13 protein-coding genes and 2 riboswitches are annotated in these 24339 nt (G+C 36.5%); of the genes, 5 read left to right on the top strand and 8 right to left on the bottom strand.

Features of this window, described 5'->3' with window-relative positions; translation table 11 throughout:
• Window positions 1–4: 4 nt before the first annotated feature.
• Window positions 5–49: riboswitch (PreQ1 riboswitch) on the bottom strand.
• A 132-nt stretch (window positions 50–181) separates the two neighbouring features.
• The 3 genes from BAQ48_RS01485 (at window position 182) to BAQ48_RS01495 (ending at window position 2429) form a co-directional block, all read left to right on the top strand.
• Window positions 182–1054: an aldose 1-epimerase family protein gene (locus BAQ48_RS01485; RefSeq protein ID WP_071709729.1), complete on the top strand. Its 873-nt coding sequence runs from the start codon at window positions 182–184 to the stop codon at window positions 1052–1054.
• 69 nt (window positions 1055–1123) lie between these two features.
• On the top strand, window positions 1124–1510 hold the full coding sequence (locus BAQ48_RS01490; protein WP_071709730.1) for a reverse transcriptase-like protein: 387 nt from the start codon (window positions 1124–1126) through the stop codon (window positions 1508–1510).
• Between the two features lie 13 nt (window positions 1511–1523).
• Complete coding sequence (locus BAQ48_RS01495) at window positions 1524–2429, top strand: DMT family transporter (RefSeq protein WP_071709731.1); 906 nt, start codon at window positions 1524–1526, stop codon at window positions 2427–2429.
• A gap of 2 nt (window positions 2430–2431) precedes the next feature.
• Here BAQ48_RS01495 and BAQ48_RS01500 read toward each other — a convergent pair whose 3' ends face one another.
• On the bottom strand, window positions 2432–2692 hold the full coding sequence (locus BAQ48_RS01500) for a DUF6123 family protein (protein WP_001195211.1): 261 nt from the start codon (window positions 2690–2692) through the stop codon (window positions 2432–2434).
• 183 nt (window positions 2693–2875) lie between these two features.
• Between BAQ48_RS01500 and BAQ48_RS01505 the strand changes: the two genes are divergently transcribed.
• The gene (locus tag BAQ48_RS01505) at window positions 2876–3436 is read left to right on the top strand and encodes a cysteine hydrolase family protein (protein ID WP_071709732.1); all 561 of its coding nucleotides are present in this window, start codon (window positions 2876–2878) and stop codon (window positions 3434–3436) included.
• Between the two features lie 42 nt (window positions 3437–3478).
• Here BAQ48_RS01505 and BAQ48_RS01510 read toward each other — a convergent pair whose 3' ends face one another.
• Window positions 3479–4339: a GNAT family N-acetyltransferase gene (locus tag BAQ48_RS01510; protein ID WP_071709733.1), complete on the bottom strand. Its 861-nt coding sequence runs from the start codon at window positions 4337–4339 to the stop codon at window positions 3479–3481.
• Window positions 4340–4461: 122 nt separating this feature from the next.
• Here BAQ48_RS01510 and BAQ48_RS01515 point away from each other — a divergent pair, with 122 nt between their 5' ends.
• Window positions 4462–19485 (top strand): DUF11 domain-containing protein, encoded by a 15024-nt coding sequence (locus BAQ48_RS01515; protein WP_071709734.1) that lies wholly within the window; start codon window positions 4462–4464, stop codon window positions 19483–19485.
• A 74-nt stretch (window positions 19486–19559) separates the two neighbouring features.
• On the opposite strand, the gene BAQ48_RS01520 is transcribed toward BAQ48_RS01515, so the two are convergent.
• The 6 genes from BAQ48_RS01520 to BAQ48_RS01545 all read right to left on the bottom strand — a co-directional run bounded on the left by BAQ48_RS01520 (window position 19560) and on the right by BAQ48_RS01545 (window position 24152).
• The gene (locus tag BAQ48_RS01520; protein WP_071709735.1) at window positions 19560–19700 is read right to left on the bottom strand and encodes an FbpB family small basic protein; all 141 of its coding nucleotides are present in this window, start codon (window positions 19698–19700) and stop codon (window positions 19560–19562) included.
• A 182-nt stretch (window positions 19701–19882) separates the two neighbouring features.
• A complete protein-coding gene (locus BAQ48_RS01525) occupies window positions 19883–20749 on the bottom strand; it encodes a 5'-3' exonuclease (protein WP_000757046.1) in 867 nt (288 codons plus the stop codon).
• A 128-nt stretch (window positions 20750–20877) separates the two neighbouring features.
• Complete coding sequence (locus tag BAQ48_RS01530) at window positions 20878–21603, bottom strand: P-type ATPase actuator domain-containing protein (RefSeq protein WP_071709736.1); 726 nt, start codon at window positions 21601–21603, stop codon at window positions 20878–20880.
• 346 nt (window positions 21604–21949) lie between these two features.
• Window positions 21950–22113: riboswitch (M-box (ykoK) riboswitch) on the bottom strand.
• A 106-nt stretch (window positions 22114–22219) separates the two neighbouring features.
• Window positions 22220–22606 carry a DUF350 domain-containing protein gene (locus BAQ48_RS01535; protein ID WP_000931540.1) on the bottom strand — a complete coding sequence of 129 codons (387 nt, stop codon included), beginning with the start codon at window positions 22604–22606 and terminating at the stop codon, window positions 22220–22222.
• Window positions 22599–23837 carry a glutathionylspermidine synthase family protein gene (locus BAQ48_RS01540; protein ID WP_071709737.1) on the bottom strand — a complete coding sequence of 413 codons (1239 nt, stop codon included), beginning with the start codon at window positions 23835–23837 and terminating at the stop codon, window positions 22599–22601. Before BAQ48_RS01540 ends, BAQ48_RS01535 begins: the two co-directional genes overlap by 8 nt.
• A gap of 3 nt (window positions 23838–23840) precedes the next feature.
• Window positions 23841–24152: a hypothetical protein gene (locus tag BAQ48_RS01545; protein ID WP_000169016.1), complete on the bottom strand. Its 312-nt coding sequence runs from the start codon at window positions 24150–24152 to the stop codon at window positions 23841–23843.
• Between the last annotated feature and the right edge of the window lie 187 nt (window positions 24153–24339).

A 24339-nucleotide genomic window follows, 5' to 3' on the forward strand; every position in this document is an offset into this window, starting at 1 on the left:
CAAAATCTCCTTAGTTTTTTTACGTGGGATGGTTTCGAACCACGTTATTCGTTTTTTAAGCAACAAGATTATATTTTACGTGGTAGCCACTCTTTCGTCAATAGATTCCTATCATAAACTACCTTTTTCCTTGTAGACAACGTATAATGAAACATATGAAATATTTAGGAGGTTTCACTTCATGACTGCAACAATTCAAAACGAAAAAGTGATCGTTTCCATCTCTGACAAAGGTGCAGAATTACAAAGCGTTCGCTTAAAAGAAGACAACATAGAATATTTATGGCAAGGTGATTCTACTTATTGGGGACGCCGTGCACCAATTTTATTCCCGATTGTCGGCCGATTAGTAGATAATACATATTATGTAGATGGAAAATCTTATTCTTTAACACAGCACGGCTTTGCTCGTGATCTTACATTCTCTGTAAAAGAACAAAGTGAAACGAAAATTACTTATATTGTTACGAGTAATGAAGAAACATTAAAAAAATACCCATACGAATTTGAATTACTCGTTTCTTATGAGCTGGATGGACAAATCGTTCATGTGACATATGAAGTAAACAACCCTACTTCAAAGGAGATGTTCTTCTCAATCGGAGCACATCCTGGATTCAATTTCCCGTTATTAGACGGCGAATCATTTACAGATTATCATCTATCTTTTAATGGTCCAGAACGCTTAGAAACAAGTGTACTAGAAGGACCTTATCTTTCAAATAACAAACAACTAATCGCTGAACATACGAATGAATTACCACTTACATACGATTTATTCAAAAATGATGCGCTTATTTTTGAAAATATGAATACGAATGAAATTTCGATTCGTTCTCATAAACATAATAAATTTGTAAAAGTAGAATTTGATGGATTCCCATTTGTCGGTGTGTGGACACCAGGGGATAATGCACCTTTCTTATGTATCGAACCTTGGTATGGAATCGCTGATGAAGTAAAACCAGCAAAAGATTTCAAAGAAAAAAAAGGAATTCAGTCTTTACAAGCGAATGAAACATTTACATGCCGTTATAGCATTACAATTGGATAAATACTCTATCCCCTACTTTGAGAACACTTGTGAGTAGGGGATAATCTTATAATTTGGAGGTTTCTCATTTTGATTGAAGTATATATTGATGGTGCAACAAAAGGAAATCCTGGTCCTTCTGGTGCTGGAGTGTTTATTAAAGGCGTACAACCACCTGTACAATTGTCATTATCACTTGGGACAATGTCCAATCATGAAGCAGAATACCACGCTTTACTTGCAGCATTAAAGTATTGCACGGAGCATAATTATAGCATTGTATCTTTTCGTACAGATTCTCAGCTTGTTGAGCGAGCGGTTGAAAAAGAATACGCAAAAAATAAAATGTTTGCACCACTTTTAGATGAAGCATTGCAATACATAAAAAGTTTCGATCTCTTTTTTATTAAGTGGATTCCAAGTAGTCAAAATAAAGTAGCTGATGAATTAGCTAGAAAAGCTATCTTACAAAATTAATGGGGGTATGAGTGTGAAAAGAGAGTGGATTGCTCCTCTTGCTTTATTATTTGTCTCTTTTATTTGGGGAGCTACGTTTGTTGTCGTTCAAAATGCTATGTCTTTTGTCGGGCCATTTACTTTCAATGGCATTCGCTTTTTATTCGCCGGAATTATTTTATTATTCGTTCAAATGATTTTCTCACAGAAAACTTCAAAACAAGAATTAAAACATAGTAGTTTAGCTGGATTAATGGTGGGATTTTTCTTATTTGTCGGCTATTTATTACAAACATTCGGCTTACTTTATACAACATCTTCAAAAGCTGGTTTCTTAACTGGACTTAGTATCGTTATGGTTCCAATCCTGTCTTTTATCTTTTTAAAACAAAAGGCTACCATTTTTATCGTAATTGGCATTGCTGTGGCAACAGCAGGTTTGTACTTATTAACGGCTGGTGATTCTTTCCAATTAAACATTGGAGATATACTCGTTCTCGGTTGTGCTGTCGCATTCGCTGCACATATTCTCATTAACGGATTCTTTTCTAAAAAAATATCCCCTTTATTATTAAGCACGTCACAAGTATTAGCTGTTGGTATGTTTTCTTCTATTTGTGCTTTTTTGTTTGAAGATTGGGAAAAAGTATTTTCAGTATCACTATGGACGAATCAGTCCTTTTTATTCGCTCTCTTTCTAACTTCCCTGTTTGCAACATCCATTGCTTTTTTCATCCAAACATCAGCACAAAAACATACGTCTCCAACAAGAGTAGCAATTATTTTCGCAATGGAACCTGTTTTTGCTGCATTAACTGGTGTTCTCGTCGCAAACGAGCAACTTTCCGTCTCTGCTATCGTTGGGTGTCTTTGCATTTTCTTAGGAATGATTTTTGTTGAATTACCTTCCAAAACAAAAAAAGAAGCGCAGGCTGCGTGAAGTTACGCTTGTAACTTCCGCATAAAAGCCTTAGCGCTTTTTTTATCTGTAATTGCTTCCTCTTTCAATCGTTCTAATAACGCAACAAAATAACTGCCATCAAACTGCAATTGATGTTTAATTGTCGCTTCTATTGCTGCATTTACAATCCCATCAGAAGCACCCGTATATCCTTGTCCGAACATAATAAATCCTTGTGCTTCCTCTGATAATTTAAATCCTTTCGTATGTAAGAATGAAAGATAATCTTCTACTGTTTGCATGTTATTCCCACCTACTCAAAAATTCTCCATCTCCTATCATACATGTTTTTACACGCTATGAGAATGAAATTTCTTTGACAACTTTGTAAATCAATCGTCTACTTCGCTTGTAATGGAGGATTTCCTAACAATGTAAAGGAATATGTACAGTGGAACTTATTTCATATTTAAAGGGGAGACACGATGAAACAAGCACTATTAATTATTGATGCCCAGCAAGAGTTAATTGATGGAAATGAACAAGAAAATGAAGTATTTCGTAAAACCGAGCTATTATCTACACTAAATACAGCCCTGCAGAAAGCAATAGATGCAAATGCTCTTATTGTTTTCGTAAGAGATATCGATGTTGCTTCTGGTAGCGGAGAAGGATTTGAAGTACATAATCAAATTAAAGTACCTCAGTCTGCAATCCTTATTAATAAAGCAGCAACAAATTCATTCTACGGTACTTCGTTACTTGAACTTTTAAAAGAAGAAAAAATCAACCATATTGTTATAGGTGGCTGTAAAACAGAACATTGCATCGACACCGCCGTTAGAACAGCCACTGTACAAGGCTTTGATGTTACATTAATTAAAAATGGTCATTCAACAACTGACTCTAACGTGTTATCTGCAGAGCAAATTATTGGTCATCATAATAAAATTTTACATGGTCATTATAACGTTGATCACTTTTCTATGGTAAGAGATATCGAGGAAGATCTCTTTCAACCATCCCATGACCAATATCGCGATTAAATGAACGATAAAAAAGAATCCTTATGTGAAAAGGATTCTTTTTTATCCAAAAATTTGTGCTGCAATACTATATAGCTCATTATTCCTTTTTAATAATTGATTGCTATTTTTCATCATAATTGGCGGCATATTTACCTTTCGAAAACCAGAATTCTCTAACCTTTTCATGAAATTCACTTTTCCTTCTGGTACATCCATTCTTAATTTACCATTATTCCCTTTTGCTAAATAATGAACAATATCTATTGCCATCTCATCATTTTTAGCAACTACCGGTCCTATTATTCTATTTTCCGGCGTTTGTACACTCAAACCATATCCTAGTACCTTTTGTTCCTTACCCTTCACAACGATACACTGTTCACTTTGTATAATCCTTTTCTTTAAAAATGCTTTTCTATTTGTTCCAAACGCATATTCATCTATTTTTATAATTTCTTCTAAATCACCCTCTTCATAATTCATCATATAATCATCATTTCCTACACAATGATCAGTCGCATTGTACGAGTTACATATGTATTTAGAAACATAACTTACTGCCCTAAATCCTAACTTTTCGTATAAAGGCTTCCCCTCATCTGTAGCAATAAGCATAATTGGAGTGCGAGCTGATACGCTATTCATACAAGAATTCATTATCGCCTTTCCAATCCCTCTTCCCTTATAATCCGGATGTACAATTACCATTCCTATTGACACTAACGTCTCTTCGTATAATATAATTGCAGCGCTAGCAATTAGTTCCTCTCTCTCATTCCAAACACCGTATACAATCCCTGCGTTAAAAATAGTCTCAATTTCTTCTCTGTTATAATCCCACCCAATATAAGAAGATAATGATACAACATCCCCTATTTTTTCTTCCCTAAGACGCTCCACGCTATATGCCAGTTCTCTCATTCTCCACCTCATCACTTAGACGTTTGAATCAATCTTCCCAATTCAACTTGTACATGTTTCCCTTTATTTGTCACACACATATCCTATTTTGACCAAGACTATATTGTAAATGAGGTGACAACATGCCCATTACGAATCGATTTTCTACCACCACTAACGGCGCACTCGCTATTACAGGAAATACTTTAGGCTTAAGTAAAATTAGTAATCAAAACCGTGCTGGTACAATCGGGGCAATTGGTGCATTCGCAACTACGAATACGGCTTTACAAGTCCCTACTTTCCCTGCAGGTACAACATTAACCTATACACAAAATAGTTCTACCGCTATTTTAAATATACCTGCTGGTAGTACGATTCTTTACGCAGAACTCGTTTGGGGTGGAAACTATTTATCTCGTGATCAAAACATTACAAGTGTATTAGGCAACCCCGTTTCTTTTACAACACCTGTTTCAACATACTCGGTTACTCCTTCAGCTGTTACAGCTTCTAATCAAACATTCGTTTCTGGATCAGTCACATTTGGATTTTATACGCGTTCAGCAGATGTAACGTCACTCATTCAAGCTGCGGGAAGCGGTTCTTATACGACTGGATCTGTTCCTGGACTTGTGGATCCTATAGATGCTTCTAATGGAACAATTAATTCAGCTGGATGGACGCTTATCGTTGCTTATCAAAATGGGACATTACCCGCAAGAAACTTAACCATTTATGTAGCAGGCAACCGTGTTTCTGCAGAAACTGGTAGTGCCGATGTATCTGTCTCAGGATTTTTAACACCTTCAGGGGGACCTGTAAGCGGGAGATTATTTTTAAGTTCTACTGAAGGAGATGCTGATTTAACCGGGGATCAAGCATTATTTGGACCCAATTTCAGTTCATTAAATGCTTTATCTGGGCCAAATAATGCTGTAAATAATTTCTTTGGTTCTCAGGTCAATAATGCTGCCGGAAACTTAGATACAACTGGGACATTTGGAACGCGAAATCAAAGTGCTTCTACAGGCACAAATATCTCCGCTGGTCGGCAAGGTTGGGACATTACTTCTATTGATATTTCTCCTTATTTAACAAATTCTCAAGTGTCCGCCGCAATCCGTTTAACAACTAACGGAGACGCGTATATGTTAAATACAGTCGGTTTACAAATCAACATAAATTCACCTAATATACAAGCAACGAAAAGCGTGAATAAAAGCGTCGCTGCAATTGGAGATGTCGTCACTTATACCGTTACTATCCCTAATACCGGGCTTCTTCCCGCCAATAACGTTATTTTTATAGATAATCTTCCTAACGGTACTTCCTTTATACCTGGCACTGTAACGGTAGATAGCGTACCACAAACAAATGCAAATCCTGCCGCTGGTATATCTCTTGGAACAATTAATAACAGTGCTTCTCGTACAGTAACTTTTCAAGCGACTGTCGTTTCTCTTCCAAATCCAAATCCGATTTCTAACACTGCTAATATTACATTTCAATATACACCAATTGCTGGAGGAACAACCTTTAACGGTCTTGCAACAAGCAACTCTGCAGGAACACAAATTAACCTCGCAGATATTAATGGAACAAAATCAGTTAACAAACTTTTTACCGATATTGGTGAAACGTTAACTTACAATATTGCCTTAGCTAATATAGGAAATATCGCTGCAACTAACGTTATATATACGGATCCGATTCCTAGCGGGACTACTTTCATTCCAGGGAGTGTAACTGTTAACGGGGTTACTCAAGCAGGCGCAAATCCTGCCACTGGTATATCAATTGGATCTATTGCTGCAAATTCTACTACTACTATTTCATTTCAAGTATTCGTTCCATCTATTCCCCAAACAAATCCAATATTAAATAGTGGTACAACGACATATCAATACGTTCCTGTACCAAATCAACCGGCAGTAAGCGGGACTGATACGACGAATATTGTCTCCACTCAAGTGAATAACGCTACTGTAACAATGACGAAAGCGGTAGATAAAAATTTTGCAGATATTGGTGATACACTAACGTACACCGTTTCCTTTACAGGTACAGGTAATACGAATGCGAACAATGTGATTTTTACAGATGTCATTCCTACCGGAACAACTTTTGTTCTAAACAGTTTAACAATAGATGGCACGACACAAGTGGGCGCAAATCCCGCTAACGGTGTGAACATTGGATCGATCCCAACTGGTACAACAAAAAATGTTTCATTTCAAGTAGTAGTAAATACGATACCCGCGTCAAATGTCGTATCTAATGGATCAAGTGCTTCTTATCAATACACCGTCAACCCTAGCCAATCACCCGTTACAAAAAACATTTCTTCTAATCTCGTTTCCACTCAAATTAATAATGCGAATGTAACATTAACAAAATCAACAAACAAACAATTTGCTACAATTGGCGAAACAATCAGTTATACAATCCTTATTACAAACAGTGGAAATACAGCTGCAACTAACGTACAACTAACAGATCCACTTCCAAACGGAACGATATTAACTCCTGGTACTGTAACGCTAAACGGCGTTTTGCAAAATGTAGATTCTCTCGTTGCCTTACCTATTGGCACAATTCCTGGCGGAGCTACTTTTACCCTTTCTTTCCAAGTAACAGTTATCAATATTACCGCCCAAAACCCTATCATTAATAATGCTTTCGCTTCTTATTTATATACTGTAAATCCAAGTCTGCCACCAACTGCAAAAACAGCAAATTCTAATTCTGTTACATCTACAATTAGACTAGCAAACCTTCAAGCTACTAAGTCTGTAGATAAAACATTTGCGGAAGTTGGAGATGTATTAACTTATACCTTCGCTCTTACAAACGATGGAAATGTTACGGCGAACAATGTATTACTATCCGATTCAATTGCGAATGGTACTGCCTTTATACCAAACAGTGTAACGGTTAACGGTGTTACTCAGCCAGGTGTTATACCAACTAACATCAATATTGGCAGTATCAACGCTAATACTACCATTACAGCTTCATTCCAAGTATTAATAACTAGTATTCCAAACCCAAATCCTATTTCAAATAGCGCTTCTATTTCCTATAACTTCATCGTTGATCCAAACGCTTCACCTGTAAATAAAAGTACTACTTCCACTACTACATTTACCCAAGTAAATGATGCGAATGTCATTTCAACAAAAACAGTGGATCGAGCTTTCGCTACCGTTGGAGATATATTAATATACACTGTTATTTTAACGAATGCAGGAAGTGTTTCTGCTAATAATCCAACTTTCATAGATACAAATCCAGATGGAACTACCTTTATCCCAAACACTTTCCTTATTAATAATGTGCTACAAAATAACGCAGATCCGAACATTGGTGTTCCCTTGCCTGCCATTCCTGCAAACGGCTCAATTACCGTCTCTTATCAAGTAACTGTCACCTCTTTACCAACACAAAATCCAACAATAAATTCATCTAGTACACAGTATAGTTTTATTTTAAATCCAGGCGATCCGCCAACTATAGAAACATCTTTAAGTAACACTGTAAGTACACAAATCAACTTAGCAAATGTAGTTATTGTCAAACAGGTAGACTTAACTATTGCTGATGTTGGGCAACCAATCACATACACAATTGCTTTAGCTAACTCCGGAAATACTCCAGCAAATAATGTAGTCGTTACCGATATACTCCCTCCTGGCACAACTCTCGTACCAAATAGTACTTTTATAGGCGGTGCTTTACAGCTAGGTGCGGATCCAAGTGTCGGTCTTCAAGTTGGTACTATTCCAGCAGGCGGAATTACAACAATTGTTTTCCAAATTAGTGCAAATAGTTTACCTTCACCAAATCCAGTTCAAAATAGTGCTGCACTTCAATATAGCTTTATCGCCGATCCAGTTTTACCTGCTGTTGTGAGAAATGCTACTAGTAATATAGTAACCACACAAATTAATACTGCTAATATTGTAACTACGAAGCTAACGAGCACAAACTTTGCTGATGTTGGCGATTCTATAACGTATACAACTACTTTAACGAACAACGGAAATATTTCTGCTTCTAATGTAACGTTTACAGATATCATTCCAGCCGGTACTAGCTTCATTCCTAATACAGTAACGATTAACAATGTCCCTATAGCCAATGCAAATCCTGCTAACGGCATCTTGATTGGTACGATAGGACCGAATTCATCACGTACTGTTGCATTCCAAGTTTCTGTACCAACTATCCCTGCTATAAATCCGATTACGAATCAATCAGGCACTACATTCCAATACACGTACGATCCATCCAAACCAGCTGTAATGCAGATGGTTGCTTCTAACACTGTACAGACAACTATTAATAACGCCTCTATTACCGCTGTAAAATCTGCTGACAAACAGTTTGCCAATATAAATGATATTATTACGTACACGACTACTTTAACGAATAATGGGAACGTTCTAGCATCAAATGTAATTTTTACAGATGTTATTCCAAACGGGACATCGTTTATTCCTAATAGTGTAACAGTAAACGGCAATACACTCCCTAATACAAACCCAGCAAGCGGAATTGCAATTGACCCAATAAACCCTAATACAAGTTCAACAATCTCATTTCAGATAAAGGTAAACTCCATACCTAGTCCAAATCCAATCCCGAATCAAAGCAATACAATATACCAATATATCGTAAATCCTAACTTACCTCCTGCTTCCGCCAATGCGCTAAGCAATCTAATAACAATTCAAATTAATAACGCTACAATCATCGCTACGAAGTCAGTGAATACACCGACAGCTGCAATTGGTGATATCGTTACCTATACGATTGCAGTTACGAACACAGGGAATATCCCTGCTAGTGCTACAGTTTTAACAGATGGACTCGGTGCAGGCGCTTCATTTGTCCAAAACTCTGTAACTATCGATAATATTCCGCAGCCAGGGTTAGATCCATCACTTGGTATTCACTTAGCAGATATTCCATCAGGAGATACTGTATTCATTACTTTTCAAGCCCAAATTTTAGCGATACCACCTAGTGGTACATTAACAAATAATGCTCTTGTAAATTATGAGTATACCGTGAACCCAAACCAATCACCTGCTGTTGGTAGTACAATTACGAATACGACGGTTACTCCAATTATTGATGCTACTTTAGTTTTAAATAAAAATGCGAGTACAACTTTCGCTACGATTGGTGATACGATTACATTCACTTCATCTGTTACAAACACAGGAAACACTACTGCAAACAACATCGTTTTTACAGATACAATTCCAAACGGTACTGCCTTTGTCCCAAATAGCTTTAAGATAAATGGTGTAACCGTCCCGAATGCAAATCCACAAAACGGTATCAATATTGGTAACTTGAATGCAAATGCATCGATTACACTCAGTTTTCAAGTAAAGATTACAACGCTTCCAAACCCTAATCCAATTCCGAACAAATCATCGCTTCAATATAGCTTTATTGTTGATATAAATGAGCCGCCTGTTTCACGAACAGTTCAATCCAATAAAACTTTTACACAAGTAAATACCGCTTCCGTTATCGCAACAAAAACTGCAAGCAGTGCATTTGCTGCTGTTGGAGATACACTTACGTACACAACTACCCTCACTAATAGCGGAAATACTACTGCAAATACACCTGTCTTTATCGATATATTACCACCTGAACTTTCATTCGTTCCTGATAGCGTACAAATTAACTCCATCCCACAACTTGGATTTAGGCCAGATAGCGGGATTTCTTTAGACTCAATTCCAGTTGGAGGAACGACAACAATTAGCTTTCAAGCTATCGTTGGCTCAATACCAACTACAAATCCAACATTGAACCAATCTAGCACAACATACTCTATCATTGTTGACCCTACTCAGCCACCAGTGACAGAAACAGCTACAAGTAATCCAACTTTAGTTCAAATTAACGAAGCAATCATTCAAGCAACGAAAAGTGTGGATCGACTATTTTCTGACGTCGCACCTGGAAATTCATTTTTAACGTATACTGTTTTATTAGAAAATATAGGGAACACAACTGCTACTAATATCCTTTTTACAGATCCGATTCCAAATAATACAGTATTTATAGAGGATAGCGTTCGAGTAGGTGGAGTTTTATTACCTGGAGTAAATCCAGCTAACGGGATACCGATTGGGGATATTATTGCAGGAGATTTTATAAACGTTACCTTCCGTGTGCAAGTAGTTAGCATCCCAAATCCTATTTTTACAATCGGACCTGGAGGACCAAACTCACCAGTTGTAAACGGCGCTTCCATTGATTATCAATTTATGACAGGACCTAATTTACCACTTGTTTCACGAAATACGACATCTAATTCTGTTTCGACACAAATAAATTCTGGGGAAGTTGTGGCAATCAAATCTGTAGATAAAACTTTCGCAACGATTGGCGATACAATTTCTTATACAATTACATTAAGTAACCCTGGAAATGTCACTTCACAAAATATAATTTTCACAGATATTTTACCTGAAGGAACAACATTTCTTTCCGGAACACTTACAAACAATTCTGGTACACAGCAAATTGGAAATCCAGCTAACGGGATTCAAATTGAAAATATAAACCCAAGTGAAACGACCATTATTACTCTCAATGTACTTGTTACAAACATTCCAAGTATAAATCCCATTTCTAATTTTAGTTCTGTACAATTTGCACATGTGGTCGATCCTAGCCAACCTGCCGTAACACAAACGAATGTATCGAATGCTGTTTCGACAACAATTAATAGTGCAATATTAACAACCCAAAAAAGTGCTGATAAATCTATCATTTCTGTTGGAGATACTGTTACGTACACAACTACGATTACAAATACAGGAAATACACCAGCAACGAATATTACATTTACGAGCGCAATTCCAGCTAGCACTACCTTTATACCAAACTCAGTCACAATAAATGGAAATCAGCAATTTGGTGCGCAACCAGCACTTGGAGTAACTATACCAAATATCGCTCCAGGTGATACAGTAACCGTTACTTTCCAAGTAAATGTTCTTTCTGTTCCTCCTTCAAGTTCAATTATGGGTAATGACACAATTTTATATTCTTATACTGTTGATCCAAACGGAACTCCTGTTTCAACTTCTACTTCAACGAATATCGTTACAAACCCTGTACAAGATGCTATGATAACAATGATAAAATCAGTCGATCAAACACTTGTAACACTAAGTGATACCATTACCTATACGACGATTTTGATGAATACCGGTAATACAAATGCAACTAATATTACTTTCACTGATCTTATACCAGATGGTACAACATTTATTACTGATAGCGTTACAATAGACGACATCACACAAATAGGACTCAATCCTAATACAGGTATAACAATTGGATCAATTGCTCCTAACAGCTCCATATCTATATCATTCCAAGTTATAGCTACTTCTACACCAGTTCAAAATCCTATCGCAAATGTAGCTACTACTTCTTACTCTTTTATCGCTGATCCAAGTGCACCAATTGTTACAAGAACTGCAACTTCCAACACAGTGTTTACTACAATGAATACCGCTACCATCCTTTCATCAAAACAAGTGGATAAATCATTTAGTCATATTGGAGACACACTCACTTATACTGTTACTTTAACAAACAACGGAAATTCATCTGCACAAAATGTTATTTTCACAGATACTATGCCGAGCGGAACTACATTTATTGCAAACTCATTTTCTATTAATGACATTCCTCAAAGTGGCGCGAATCCAGTGAATGGTGTAAATATTGGCCCTATAACAGCCGGGTCTACATTAAATGTTTCCTTCCAAGTAAATGTGACCTCCTTACCAACTGAAAATCCCATTGTAAATTTCTCATCGACATCGTATCAATTAGTCTCACCACCTGATGCAGAAACTTCTATTAGTAATCCTGTTTCCACGCAAGTGAAAGAAGCTATATTATCCATGACGAAAAATGAAAGTGTATCCTATGCTGATATCGGGCAAACTGCTTTTTACACTACTTCTATTACCAATCTAGGAAATACCGATGCAACTAACATTGTATTCACAGACATATTACCAAGTGGACTCACATTTGTTCCTAACACATTAACTGTCGATGGCGTGTTACAACCTAATGCGAATCCAAATACAGGTGTATTACTTGCCACACTTCCACCGAGTGAAATATATAGTATTGTTTTTCAAGTTACAGTGAATAGCATTCCCACTAGTAACCCAGCACCAAATACAGCATCAACGACGTATGAATTTACTGTCGATCCTGTTAATCCTCCCGTTTCAAGTACAGCTACTTCCAACACTACACTTCTTCAAATAAACAACGCAAATATTATAAGTACAAAAACAGCAGATCTTCCTTTCGCGGATGTTGGTAATACAATAACATTTACACTTAACCTCCCTAATACCGGGAATGTGGCTGCAACTGATGTTACCGTTATCGATATACTTGATAGCAATTTAACTTTTGTTCCAAACAGTTTCACAGTTAATGGGCAAACCATTCCAAACGCTGATTTATCTACTGGCGTAAATATAGGTTCCATTAATGGTGGTAATGCGGCAATCGTCACATTCCAAGCAACTGTTACTACACTTAATCCAATCTCTAATTCTGCTTCTATCACATATCATTATGTCGTTGATCCTAGCCAGCCATCTATTACAACTTCTAATCAATCTAATACAACGACTACGCAAATTAATAGTGCTATCCTTACTGCACAAAAAAATTCAAATGTATCAACGGTAGATATCGGGCAAGATATTATCTACTCCGTTACAATTACAAATAGCGGAAATGTTAATGCTACGAATGTTATTTTCACCGACCTTATTCCAGACGGAACGTCATTTGAACCGAATAGTTTTACACTTAACGGAACTACCATCCCCAATGCAGATATCGTTACGGGGGTTCCAATTGGTGATATCGCGCCGAACCAGTCTGTCATCGTAGCATTTCATATTAATGCCAATGAAATTCCACCTATAAATCCAATTACTAATCAAGCTAGCGTTAGCTTCCAGCATATCGTTAATCCAGCTAATCCACCAGTTTCAAAAAATATTACTTCTACTACTGTTTCAACAAAAATCGAAAGTGCAATTTTAAACACGATTAAAATCGGGGATAAAGCTTTTGCAACGATTGGTGATACGATTACGTATACAACTACGATTACGAACACAGGTAATATTCCTGCTAACAATGCTATTTTCTCAGACCCTTTACCAACATGGACACAATTTGTTGCAGGATCAGTTATTGTTGACGGTACTCCGTTACCATCCGCTTCTATCATTGACGGTGTTGGTATAAATACAATCAATCAAAATCAAACTGTAACAATCATATTCCAAGTTCAAATTGTAAGCAATCCAACAACATTCACTCCTGAACTTCAAAACTTAGGATTTGTGAATTTCCAATATAACGTAGGCAATGCATTACAGGCTCAGCCTGGCAACGTGGAAACGAACGTCTTCGTTACTTCTATTAATTCAGCAATACTTTCAGCTGTAAAGACTGCTAGTACAGCCTTTGCGAATATTGGAGACACGATCACTTATACAGTTTTCATTCAAAATAGCGGCAATACAAACGCTACGAATGCAAATTTCTCAGACCTCATTCCAGTAGGAACGACCTTTGTTGAAAATAGTTTTGCTGTAAATGGAAGTACCATTCCAGGTGCAAATCCAAATAACGGAGTTACTATCGGAACCGTTAGCGCGGGCAGTTCCTTAACTGTTACTTTCCAAGTCATAGTTACATCTACTCCACCTTCAAATCCAATTACAAACGTTGCATCTATTCAATTCGCATTCACCGTTGATCCGGCTGCTCCTCCTGTTACAGGCACAATACATTCTAATAGCGCTTCAACACAAATTAATAACGCGACTGTTACAACTGTTTTAGAAGCAAATCGAGCAATCGTATCTATCGGAGATGTAATTACGTATACAGCAAAATTAACAAATACCGGAAACTTCCCTGCAAACTCTGTATTACTCATTAACGGCGTTCCTGAAGGAGCATCATTTGTTCCAAATAGTGTTACACTCAACGGGATTTCACTTCCAGATGCAAGTCCAACTCTCGGTATTCCAGTTGGTATTATCGCACCAGGTGATTCTGCTACTATTACGTTCCAGTTTCTTGTAAGCTCTATTCCACCGCAAGGAGCAATTATAAATCAAGCACTTACAAGTTACACGTATATTGTCGATCCGAGTCAACCTCCAGTTACAGCAACATCCTCATCTAATACGGTTAATACAGCTGTCGTTGATGCATCGTTATCCGCAATTAAAAATACAGATTCTCTCGTACAATCTACTAACGGTACAATCACTTACACAGTAGTCGTTCGAAATAACGGAAATACAACTGCCAATGCAGTTACTTTAACAGATTTAGTCCCAGAAGGAACTGCATTTATTCCGAATAGCGTAACCATTAATAGCGTTTCCGTTCCAAATGCCAATCCTAACGTAGGAATACTATTAAACTCCATCGCACCATCAGAAATCGTCACCGTTACATTCCAAGCTATCGTCCAATCCATTCCAATTGTGAATCCAATCTCTAATACAGCCCGTATTGACTATACTTTTATCGCTGATCCAGCCGCACCTATTGTCTCTCGAACAATTACGTCTAATCCAGTTTTTACACAAATTTCGGACGCGAATATTCTTTCTTTAAAAGCAGTCAATGCACAACAAGCAACAACAGGTGATATTTTAACTTATACGATAACACTAGAAAATACCGGAAATATTCCAGCTACGAATCTCATATTTTCAGATACTATTCCAGAAGGGACTACATTCGTAGAAAATAGTTTCACACTTAACGGGACAGCTATACTTGGTGCAAATCCAAATGCAGGTGTTACTTTGCCTAACCTAGCAGCAAACGCTACTCACCTTATTTCGTTCCAAATTCTTATTAACGATCCATTCTCGCAAGAATCGATTACAAATCATTCCAATACAGCATATACAATTCAACCAGACCCAGGGCAACAACCTATTACTGAAACATCTACAAGTAATATCGTCAATACAAATTTCGTGCAAGCACAATTAACAATTATAAAAACATCCAATCCAATAGCTGTAGATATTGGTGGAACTATACTTTATATTTCTGAAGTGAAAAATATCGGAAACGTTGACGCAATAAATACTATTTTCACAGATTCTATTCCGGCTGGTACTACATTCGTTCCAGATACTGTCACAATTAACGGTGTCTTGCAGCCAGGTGTAAATCCAGAAAACGGAATACCGATTGGAACGATTCCATCAAACGGTTCCAAAACGATACTATTTCAAGTACAAACGAATAATCCACCTACTGAAACCGAAATTATAAATCAATCATTTGCAACTTACCAATATGTAAGTATTCCTACAGCTCCACCAGTGAATCGCTCTGCAAACTCTAATATCGTTACAACATCACTTCAAAATGCAAATATTATTTCTGTTAAACAGGCGAATGTTACTTTCGTATCCATCGGGCAAAATATTACCTACACAAATACACTACAAAATACCGGAACCGTTCCAGCTAACAATACAGTGTTCATTGACAACATTCCAGAAGGTACTATATTCATTGAAGATAGCTTATCAATAAATAATGTGATTCAGCCTGGTGCGAATCCAGAAAACGGAGTAACTCTCGGCACGATACAACCAAATGTAACAGTCACTATTTCATTCCAAGTGCAACTTACAAATATACCTTCTGGCAACACAGTCATTAACATTTCAGACACTTCGTACGAATACCAAATTGAACCTAGTTCCCCTATTATTCAGCGTAGATCGTTATCAAATGCAGTAAACACAGAAGTGCGGACAGCAAATGTTAGCGCAATTAAATCCGCCAATAGATCCATTACACGTCTCGGCCAAATCATCACATATACAGTCGCAGTTACAAATGCTGGTACAGTACCTATTACAAATACTCTCCTAATCGACGCAATTGCAGCTGGGACCATATTCGTTCCAAATAGTATCCTTGTAGATGGCATACCAAGACCGGACGAAAATCCAATTACCGGTATCAATCTTGATATAACACTTCCAAATAATACGATTATTGTTACGTTTCAAGTAAATGTAATCTCTATACCTTCACAAAATAATATTAATAATACCGCTGTTATTCACTATGAATATCAACCGGAACCAAGCGCACCACCAATCTCAGAAACGACCTCTTCCAATACTACAAATATACAATTTATTGATGTTATTCTTACCGCTACAAAATCCGCTAATAAAGTATTAGCTAATATTGATGAAATCATTGAATATACAGTATTCATTCAAAATAACGGATCAACTACAACTAACTCCATCTTTTTTACAGATACTATAGAAGATGGAACAGTATTTATTCCGGGAAGTGTCATAGTTAACAATACCGTCCTTCCTGCAGCAGATCCGAATATCGGCTTTTCCATTCCTAATGTCGCATCAGGCCAATCGGCTACAATAACGTTCCAAGTTTCCGTTACGAATTTACCTGCTGTAAATCCAACACCTAATACTGCAAACATCGTCTACGACTTTATTTTCAATCCTGACTTTGCACCAATTCAAAAATCTACTACTTCCAATACTACTTTCGTTCAAATTAATGATGCTGATATCGTTTCACTTAAAGCTGTTGATTTGACCTTTGTAACGATTGGTGACATTTTAACTTATACAACAACTTTAACGAACACAGGAAATACGGATGCCACTGCTGTTGTATTTACAGACAATATACCTGATGGAACAACCTTTATTGACGGTAGCGTTTTAGTAAATCATATTCCTCAGCTTAACGCCAATCCAAGTACTGGTATACTTGTAGGAACAATTGCTCCTAACATTTCTATCCCAGTCACGTTTTCCGTTACTGTGGTATCTCTTCCAGCTAGCAACCGTATTCAAAACCAATCCACTTCTCGTTATACGATAAATAGTGAAGAACAAGTATCGACTAGTAATATTACCTTAACTGAAGTCATTTCTGCCAATGTAATTGCGACCAAAACTACACCTATCCAATACGCTGACCTACAAACTATAATCCCCTATACAATTTCCATCATAAATAACGGGAATATACAAGTGGAAAACATTCTTGTTACAGATATCATTCCAGCAAATACGAGCTTTATAGAGAATAGTGTTATTGTAAATGGAAATGCTCGTCCAAATGATAATCCACTTAGCGGGATACAACTTGATAACATTCCGCCTAATACAACAGCAACTGTTCTATTCCAAGTACGGGTTACTTCGATTCCACAAACAAATCCAATCTCTAACACAAGTACAGTTGAATATCAATACACTGTACCGAATCGACCCCCAATTACAGAAACTATTATTTCATCAGCTGCCACAACAGCAATTAATCACGCGAATTTGAGTAGTAATAAAGTTGTTGACCTTGCATTTGCAACAGTCGGTGATACGTTAACATATACGATTACACTAAATCAAACTGGTAATGTTTCAGTAAATGATGCAGTCATTCAAGATATCATTCCTCAAGGTACTACGTTTATAGAAAATAGCGTTATTGTAAACGGAGAAACGCTTCCGGGAGTTAGCCCAGTAAGTGGCATACCAATTGGTACTATACTTGTCGGTGGCAATGCTATCGCTTCATTCCAAGTTACTGTGACTTCTATTCCAACGCCAAATAAACTAGACAACAAAGCAATTACTACTTTTAAATATATAGCCAACCCAAATAGCTTACCTGTTACAAATACGACTACAACAAACACAGTCACAACAACCGTCCAAAATGATAATGTCATTGCTATGAAGTCTGTTGATGTCATGCATGCCTTACCTGGTCAAACTTTAACGTATACAATTACGATTACGAATAGCGGTAATATAACGATTGAAGATCTTCTTGCCACAGACATCGTACCAGTAGATACAACCTTCGTTACTGGCAGTGTTACGATTAACGGAATTAATCAGCCTAATGCAAATCCCGAAAACGGTATCACGTTAGATAATCTTGCTCCTAATAAAGCTGTTATTATTACGTTCCAAATCACAATATCGGCTTCTACTCTTCAATCCGCAATAAATAACGATGCTTCTATTTCTTATGCTGTTACCATTGATCCAACCGAACCACCTATTACAATTACAAAGCAAACAAATATCGTTACAACGACAATCGTTGACCCAATGGTTATCATTGAAAAAACTGCTGACAAATCTATCGTCGTTATAGGAGATAGTATTACATTCACATTAAAGATAGTTAATCATTCCCCAATTCCTACAATAAATACTTCCGTTTTAGATATCATTCCAGCTGGTACAACATTTATAGAAAATAGCGTAACAATTAACGGTACCCAAATCCCTAATATTCGTCCAGACACTGGTATGAATATCGGCGCTTTACCTGCAGATGAAGTAGCAACGATAACATTTCAAGTTCTCGTCACTTCTATTCCTTCAAACAGTACAATTATCAATTCCGCAACAGTTACAGCAGCTTTCCAATTGACACCACAAGATCCGATTATTACTTTCATTGTTAATTCAAACATTGTACGCATACCAGTTCAATTTATTACTGCAGCAGTAATAAAAAATGCTTCCGTCAGCTCAGCTTATTTAAATCAATATTTTGATTATACGGTGCGTATTACGAATACTTCTGATATTTCACTTGCAAATGTTTCTCTACAAGATACCATTCCAGCAGGTTTACAATTTATGAACGGCACCGTCTTTATTAAGGGCGAACGTTCTCCGCTAGCGAATCCAAATATCGGTTTCCTAGTCGCTACTAATTTGGAACCAAACGAAACACTTATCGTGTTATTCACAGTACAAGTGATAAGTCCACCTGTTAATAATGAATTTATAAACAGTGCAAATGTTTCTTTACAACTTCAAACCACTCCTACAGATCCACCAATTACAGTAACCGTTACAAGTAACGAAAATATCGTCACCTTTATTCAAGACAATCCAAATGAAACACTTCCAAATTTAAATTGCTTCTTTGACGGGGAACGTTTTATACGCATTACTCCTCGGAATATACGAAACTACTTTTGGCCTTGGATATGGTGGAAGTGATCAAAAAAAGAAAAAGCTTGTAGTTTGGATACTCTCCAAACTACAAGCTTTTTTCACGAACAAAATGATAATACTCAATTGCTAGTAGCGCTATATGCTACGTGTCGTTTCTCAATCCGATCTTCAATTTCTTTCATATTTTCCTTATTCGTTAGTAGGGATTGTTTATTTTCTATTAATAATTGTTTAAAGGATTTTCTCATTTTTTTTCTCATTTTCATTTTCCTCCTTGGGGGATGGTTTATATAAAAGATAAAGAATTATCTGTGTGTTCTTATAATAATTGATTGTTGTGAATTCCATTTGAACTTCATATGAAAATTCCGTTTATTTTCTGACAACTTTGTGAACAAAAAAGAAAGGCCGATTAAAAATATTTAATCGGCCTTTCTACTTCTTATAACATATTTATTAATATTTCAGGTCTTCCCCAATTCATTTCTTCACAAACGAATCTAAGTTTTTCTTCATCCATTGTGTGTAATCCTTCTTCTAGTGAACATGAAATAGGAACTTCACAATGAATTTGTGCTAATTGTAATGAAATATTTAAGTTCTCTAAATCACTCTCAATTTTTGTACGCTGTGCTTTCGTTAATGAGGCTACGTTTTCTAGTACCGCTGATACTGTTCCGTGCTCTTGAATAAGCTTATACGCTGTTTTTTCACCGATACCTTTTACGCCAGGATAATTATCACTCGTATCCCCCATGAACGCTTTCGCATGAACGATTTGCCATGGTTCCACACCTTTTTCTTCCATGATTTTCTCTGGTGTGTAATACTCGTAATTTCCGATTCCTTTACGTAGAAGCATAACTGTAACGTTCTTATCAACAAGTTGAAGTAAATCTGTATCACCTGTTAAAATATAAACTTCCGCTTCATTGCAGTATTGTTTTGCAAGCGTACCGATACAATCATCTGCTTCATACCCTTTCATACCGATGACCGGAATAGATAATTTAGCAGTCATTTCTTGTACTAAATCAAATTGCGGAATTAATTCTTCTGGCGGCGCTGCACGATTTGCTTTATAATTTGAGAACGATTCTGTTCTAAATGTCGTACTTCCCATATCCCAGCATGTTACGATATGTGTCGGTTCAATTGCTTGCATAGCTGTTAATAAATGTTTCATATAACCATGAATCCCGTTCGTCGGGGTACCATCTTGTCGTTTCATAAATTGTCCGTAGACACTTGTTGCATAAAAAGCACGAAATAATAGTGCCATACCATCAACTAATAATACCTTTTTCATAATCCCTCTCCTACCAAAAAATAATAACCCCACGTTATGACGTAAGGTTATATAAATAGATTACCATTCTACGTTGTTCAACTTTGTCTATTATACATTGTTTTTGTATATTTAGCATCATTTACACATTAAGACGTTCTACTACAACAAGTATGAAGAATTCCTGCATACGTATTTTTCCCAGTCGAAACAACTACAGCCTTTGCATTTCCGCCAACAATATATGTCCCTTTGAAACACACGTTTTCAAGTTCAAGTGGATTGTAGTCTTTCATTCGTTTTAAAGGAATAAATCGTTTACGCTCAAGATGATAGCAACTTTCAAATTTCTCAACACTTGCATCATTTCCTGTTAGCACAGATTCATTTACTAATAAATCATTCGCATAAATGATACGTACATCTGCTGGTACTGTATCACCTTCTGAAAGAAAAATCATATCGCCAGGAACAAGCTCTTTTACTGGCAAATTCATCATTTTCAATTCACCGTTTAAACCTGTTACACTTGAACATTCTACTCGAGACACAGTAATTTTTTCACATTGTAATCCATCACGCACATGTTGTTTTGAAAGACCTGGAATCATTCCACTTAGCTTTATCATTACTTCTGCAATACGTGCTCTTTTTGAAATCAATTCATTTCGACCGTATACTTGAATACGTTTTTGTGCTTCTTTCATGGATAGGCCGTCTCTAGTTGTTTTAAAATACGCAAATACAGATTTCACGTCTCTTGTTGCGATTTCAATTAATAAATCTTTATTTTTTTGAAGCATTGTTTGTTCTTTCATTGATTTTTTACTTAGTTTATATGATGTGTTACCCACAGTTTTGTTTGCATATAACATATTATCGTCTCCTCCTTTACAACATAGGAAGAAACGCTTTGTTTCTCAATTTATCCACTTTATCGTGAAAGTGTTTAGCGCTTAAATATGTAAATAAACGCTACATTATGATAAATATAGAGGGAGGAACAAGTCGTTTCCTGCCTACATCATATATTTTTGATTTGAAGTATATGGGTAACGGAACCGAGTCAGAATTCGACATGCTCCTCACCTCCTCGTTTATTTTTATAGTTTATACTATGAAATTACTCATAGATTGGTAACAAAAAAGACCCCTACTCTTAAGAGAGTAGGGGCCATTACATACACAAATAAGCGATTTCTAATATCATTAGAAATCTACAGACCTCTCCCTCGTCGAGTTTTAGCACTGTATAGCATAGGTACATTACCAGCTACGTTAAGAAAAACCTTAATTCGATCATTCCTGTTGACCCATTGGCGTCTCTCGACATTTTTGGGCAGTAGCATTTCTCTATACAGGAGCCTCACCTAACAGAGACTTATTTTCATTACATAGAAAATGTTACTCTTATTTAAAATAGATGTCAACAGTAGCCTATAATTTTTTCGAAAGGGATGATGAAACTACATATAAACTAACGTAAAATTTTTAATACGTTATACAACCCGCAATTACAATCCCAATTGCAAGCGATAAAAACATAAGAAAAAGGCCGACTGCTTGATTATCTTCTTCGAGGCTTTTGTTTATATTAAAGCGTGGTGTAAGCCACTCAGCTAAATAAAAGACAATAATTTGAGCCAAGATCCCAACTGCTCCCCATGAAACCATATCAAGCAGTGAAATGGAATTAGCTGCTGTCGAATATAAAACAATTGCTAGCCCAAGTAATCTTCCTCCAAGCACATAGCTTACCGCCTTATTTCCTTGAGCCATTAACTTAAATTCCTTTACTTTCGTTGTCACTTCCATCAAGAAAAGACCAATTCCTAAAAGCCCGAGTGTTACTGCTAAATATAATAAAAAATTAAGCATTTTTTTCCTCCTTTTTCATACCTATTGGTAAATAGTACGATTCATTCCCCGTAATTTTTTCCCCAGCACGAATACCGATACTACTCGCTTTTCCAGCGATTAAAAACGAACCAAACACATACGATAATTTCTCCATCCCTTTTTCAGTTTCTAAAAATATGAATGGAAGTTCTGTATACTTTTGAAATATCGGAAGTGACGATTTATATGTTTGATGTACATTTTGAATCATAATATTTTTTTCCTTATCACGAATCGTAATTGTGTCTCCTTCTCTACCAAATGAAGGCTTTTGAACGAAAGAACCTTTTCCTAAAAATAAATCTGGTTCTAAATATGTAGGTAACATATATTCTTTAATCCACTGTTGTTCCTCACGTGTATAAAAAGCCCCTGCTTCTGCTAATCCCCAAATAAGACACTGAATTGATTTTGGCTGAAGTAAAAATGCTGACAAAGGATTTATAATAAAAAGCTTTCCCGCTTTTACAAGGTGCAGCAGTTCCACACCTACTAAATCTCCTGTTTCAGGATCTTGATCCTCAACTAAATCTTCTACCGGATATGTTTGGCGATATAAAACATCAATCTGCACTCCATCCCTATCCACTAAAGCATCTTTTGTAATTCTAAGTTCTGACATCGGCACTACTTTATTTTCAACATGGCATAGCTGACTCAAATACACCGTCGTATTCCAATCCTCTATATGTTCGTGATGTGCTGTAAAAACAACATTTGGATTGTCTATTCCCTTTATTGCTTCCATTACGGCTTTTGTAACACCAGAAGAAAGTAATCGTTCTTGACCCAAGTTTGGATCATCATAGCCTAATTCTTCACAAATTTCCCCATTCATTTGAAAGCACTCCATAATAAAAGTTGGTGTATCGCTGTTAAATTCAAGCATTTTAATTTGGTTATCACCCGTTAAGACGAAATCAAATCGTGAAATAACAGATTCAGGATACAGCCCTTTTATTCTAATAAAAGGTAGGCTTGCAGGTGGAAAACCAAACTCTAGAAGTTGCTCATCAGATAAACTCCGAAGAATTCTAGCAGTCTTAAAAAATATTTTCCCCATTCGTTCAGTTGCTAATTGTATTTGTTTCACAGCTTTTTCTGTTATTGAAAAAACATGAAACAAACTATACTCACTTTCATATAAATCCGACCAAAAATTCGGATATTTCGCATAAAATTCTTTTCGTTTCTTTATGTATTGCGACATATTTTATCCTCCGAATCCACCCTTCGAACCACTTCCGATTCCCCCTTTAAATTCCGCAGACGATTGATACGACTTAAACGCTGATGAATTTTTGAAAGTGGATTTATTTTTATAGTATGTTCCCCCATAAAAGTAATGTCCTCGATAACCTGAACTACTATCATCACACTGCCATACCCCAAGTTCATCATCCCAATCCCAATCTGAACAACTATTATCATTCGGTTCGGGGGGAACATCTTGCGCGCAGCCAAATAAGGTGCCCGTCATTAAAGACGTTAACACACCGCCTACTAGCCATTTCGTTTTTGTCACCTTCGCACTCCCCTTTATAAAATATATTTCTATTATATAAGAAGCCATGATAAAGTAGAAGAAAAAGGAAAAAGAGGGTAACTAACTGTTACGATTTATTTAACCAATTATAACGAAAGTTAATTAAATATATCAGTAAGCCCTGCTAGTCAAGTGATTGGCTAGTAGTGAGGGTTAACTGCGGGCA

Origin of the sequence: Bacillus luti (assembly GCF_001884105.1) — a bacterium.
GTDB lineage: Bacteria > Bacillota > Bacilli > Bacillales > Bacillaceae_G > Bacillus_A > Bacillus_A luti.

Coding starts and splice junctions, on each gene's coding strand:
- BAQ48_RS01485 (WP_071709729.1), top strand. CDS start 182: ATGACTGCAACAATTCAAAACGAAAAAGTGATCGTTTCCATCTCTGAC.
- BAQ48_RS01500 (WP_001195211.1), bottom strand. CDS start 2,692: ATGCAAACAGTAGAAGATTATCTTTCATTCTTACATACGAAAGGATTT.
- BAQ48_RS01505 (WP_071709732.1), top strand. CDS start 2,876: ATGAAACAAGCACTATTAATTATTGATGCCCAGCAAGAGTTAATTGAT.
- BAQ48_RS01510 (WP_071709733.1), bottom strand. CDS start 4,339: ATGAGAGAACTGGCATATAGCGTGGAGCGTCTTAGGGAAGAAAAAATA.
- BAQ48_RS01515 (WP_071709734.1), top strand. CDS start 4,462: ATGCCCATTACGAATCGATTTTCTACCACCACTAACGGCGCACTCGCT.
- BAQ48_RS01520 (WP_071709735.1), bottom strand. CDS start 19,700: ATGAGAAAAAAAATGAGAAAATCCTTTAAACAATTATTAATAGAAAAT.
- BAQ48_RS01525 (WP_000757046.1), bottom strand. CDS start 20,749: ATGAAAAAGGTATTATTAGTTGATGGTATGGCACTATTATTTCGTGCT.
- BAQ48_RS01530 (WP_071709736.1), bottom strand. CDS start 21,603: ATGTTATATGCAAACAAAACTGTGGGTAACACATCATATAAACTAAGT.
- BAQ48_RS01535 (WP_000931540.1), bottom strand. CDS start 22,606: ATGCTTAATTTTTTATTATATTTAGCAGTAACACTCGGGCTTTTAGGA.
- BAQ48_RS01540 (WP_071709737.1), bottom strand. CDS start 23,837: ATGTCGCAATACATAAAGAAACGAAAAGAATTTTATGCGAAATATCCG.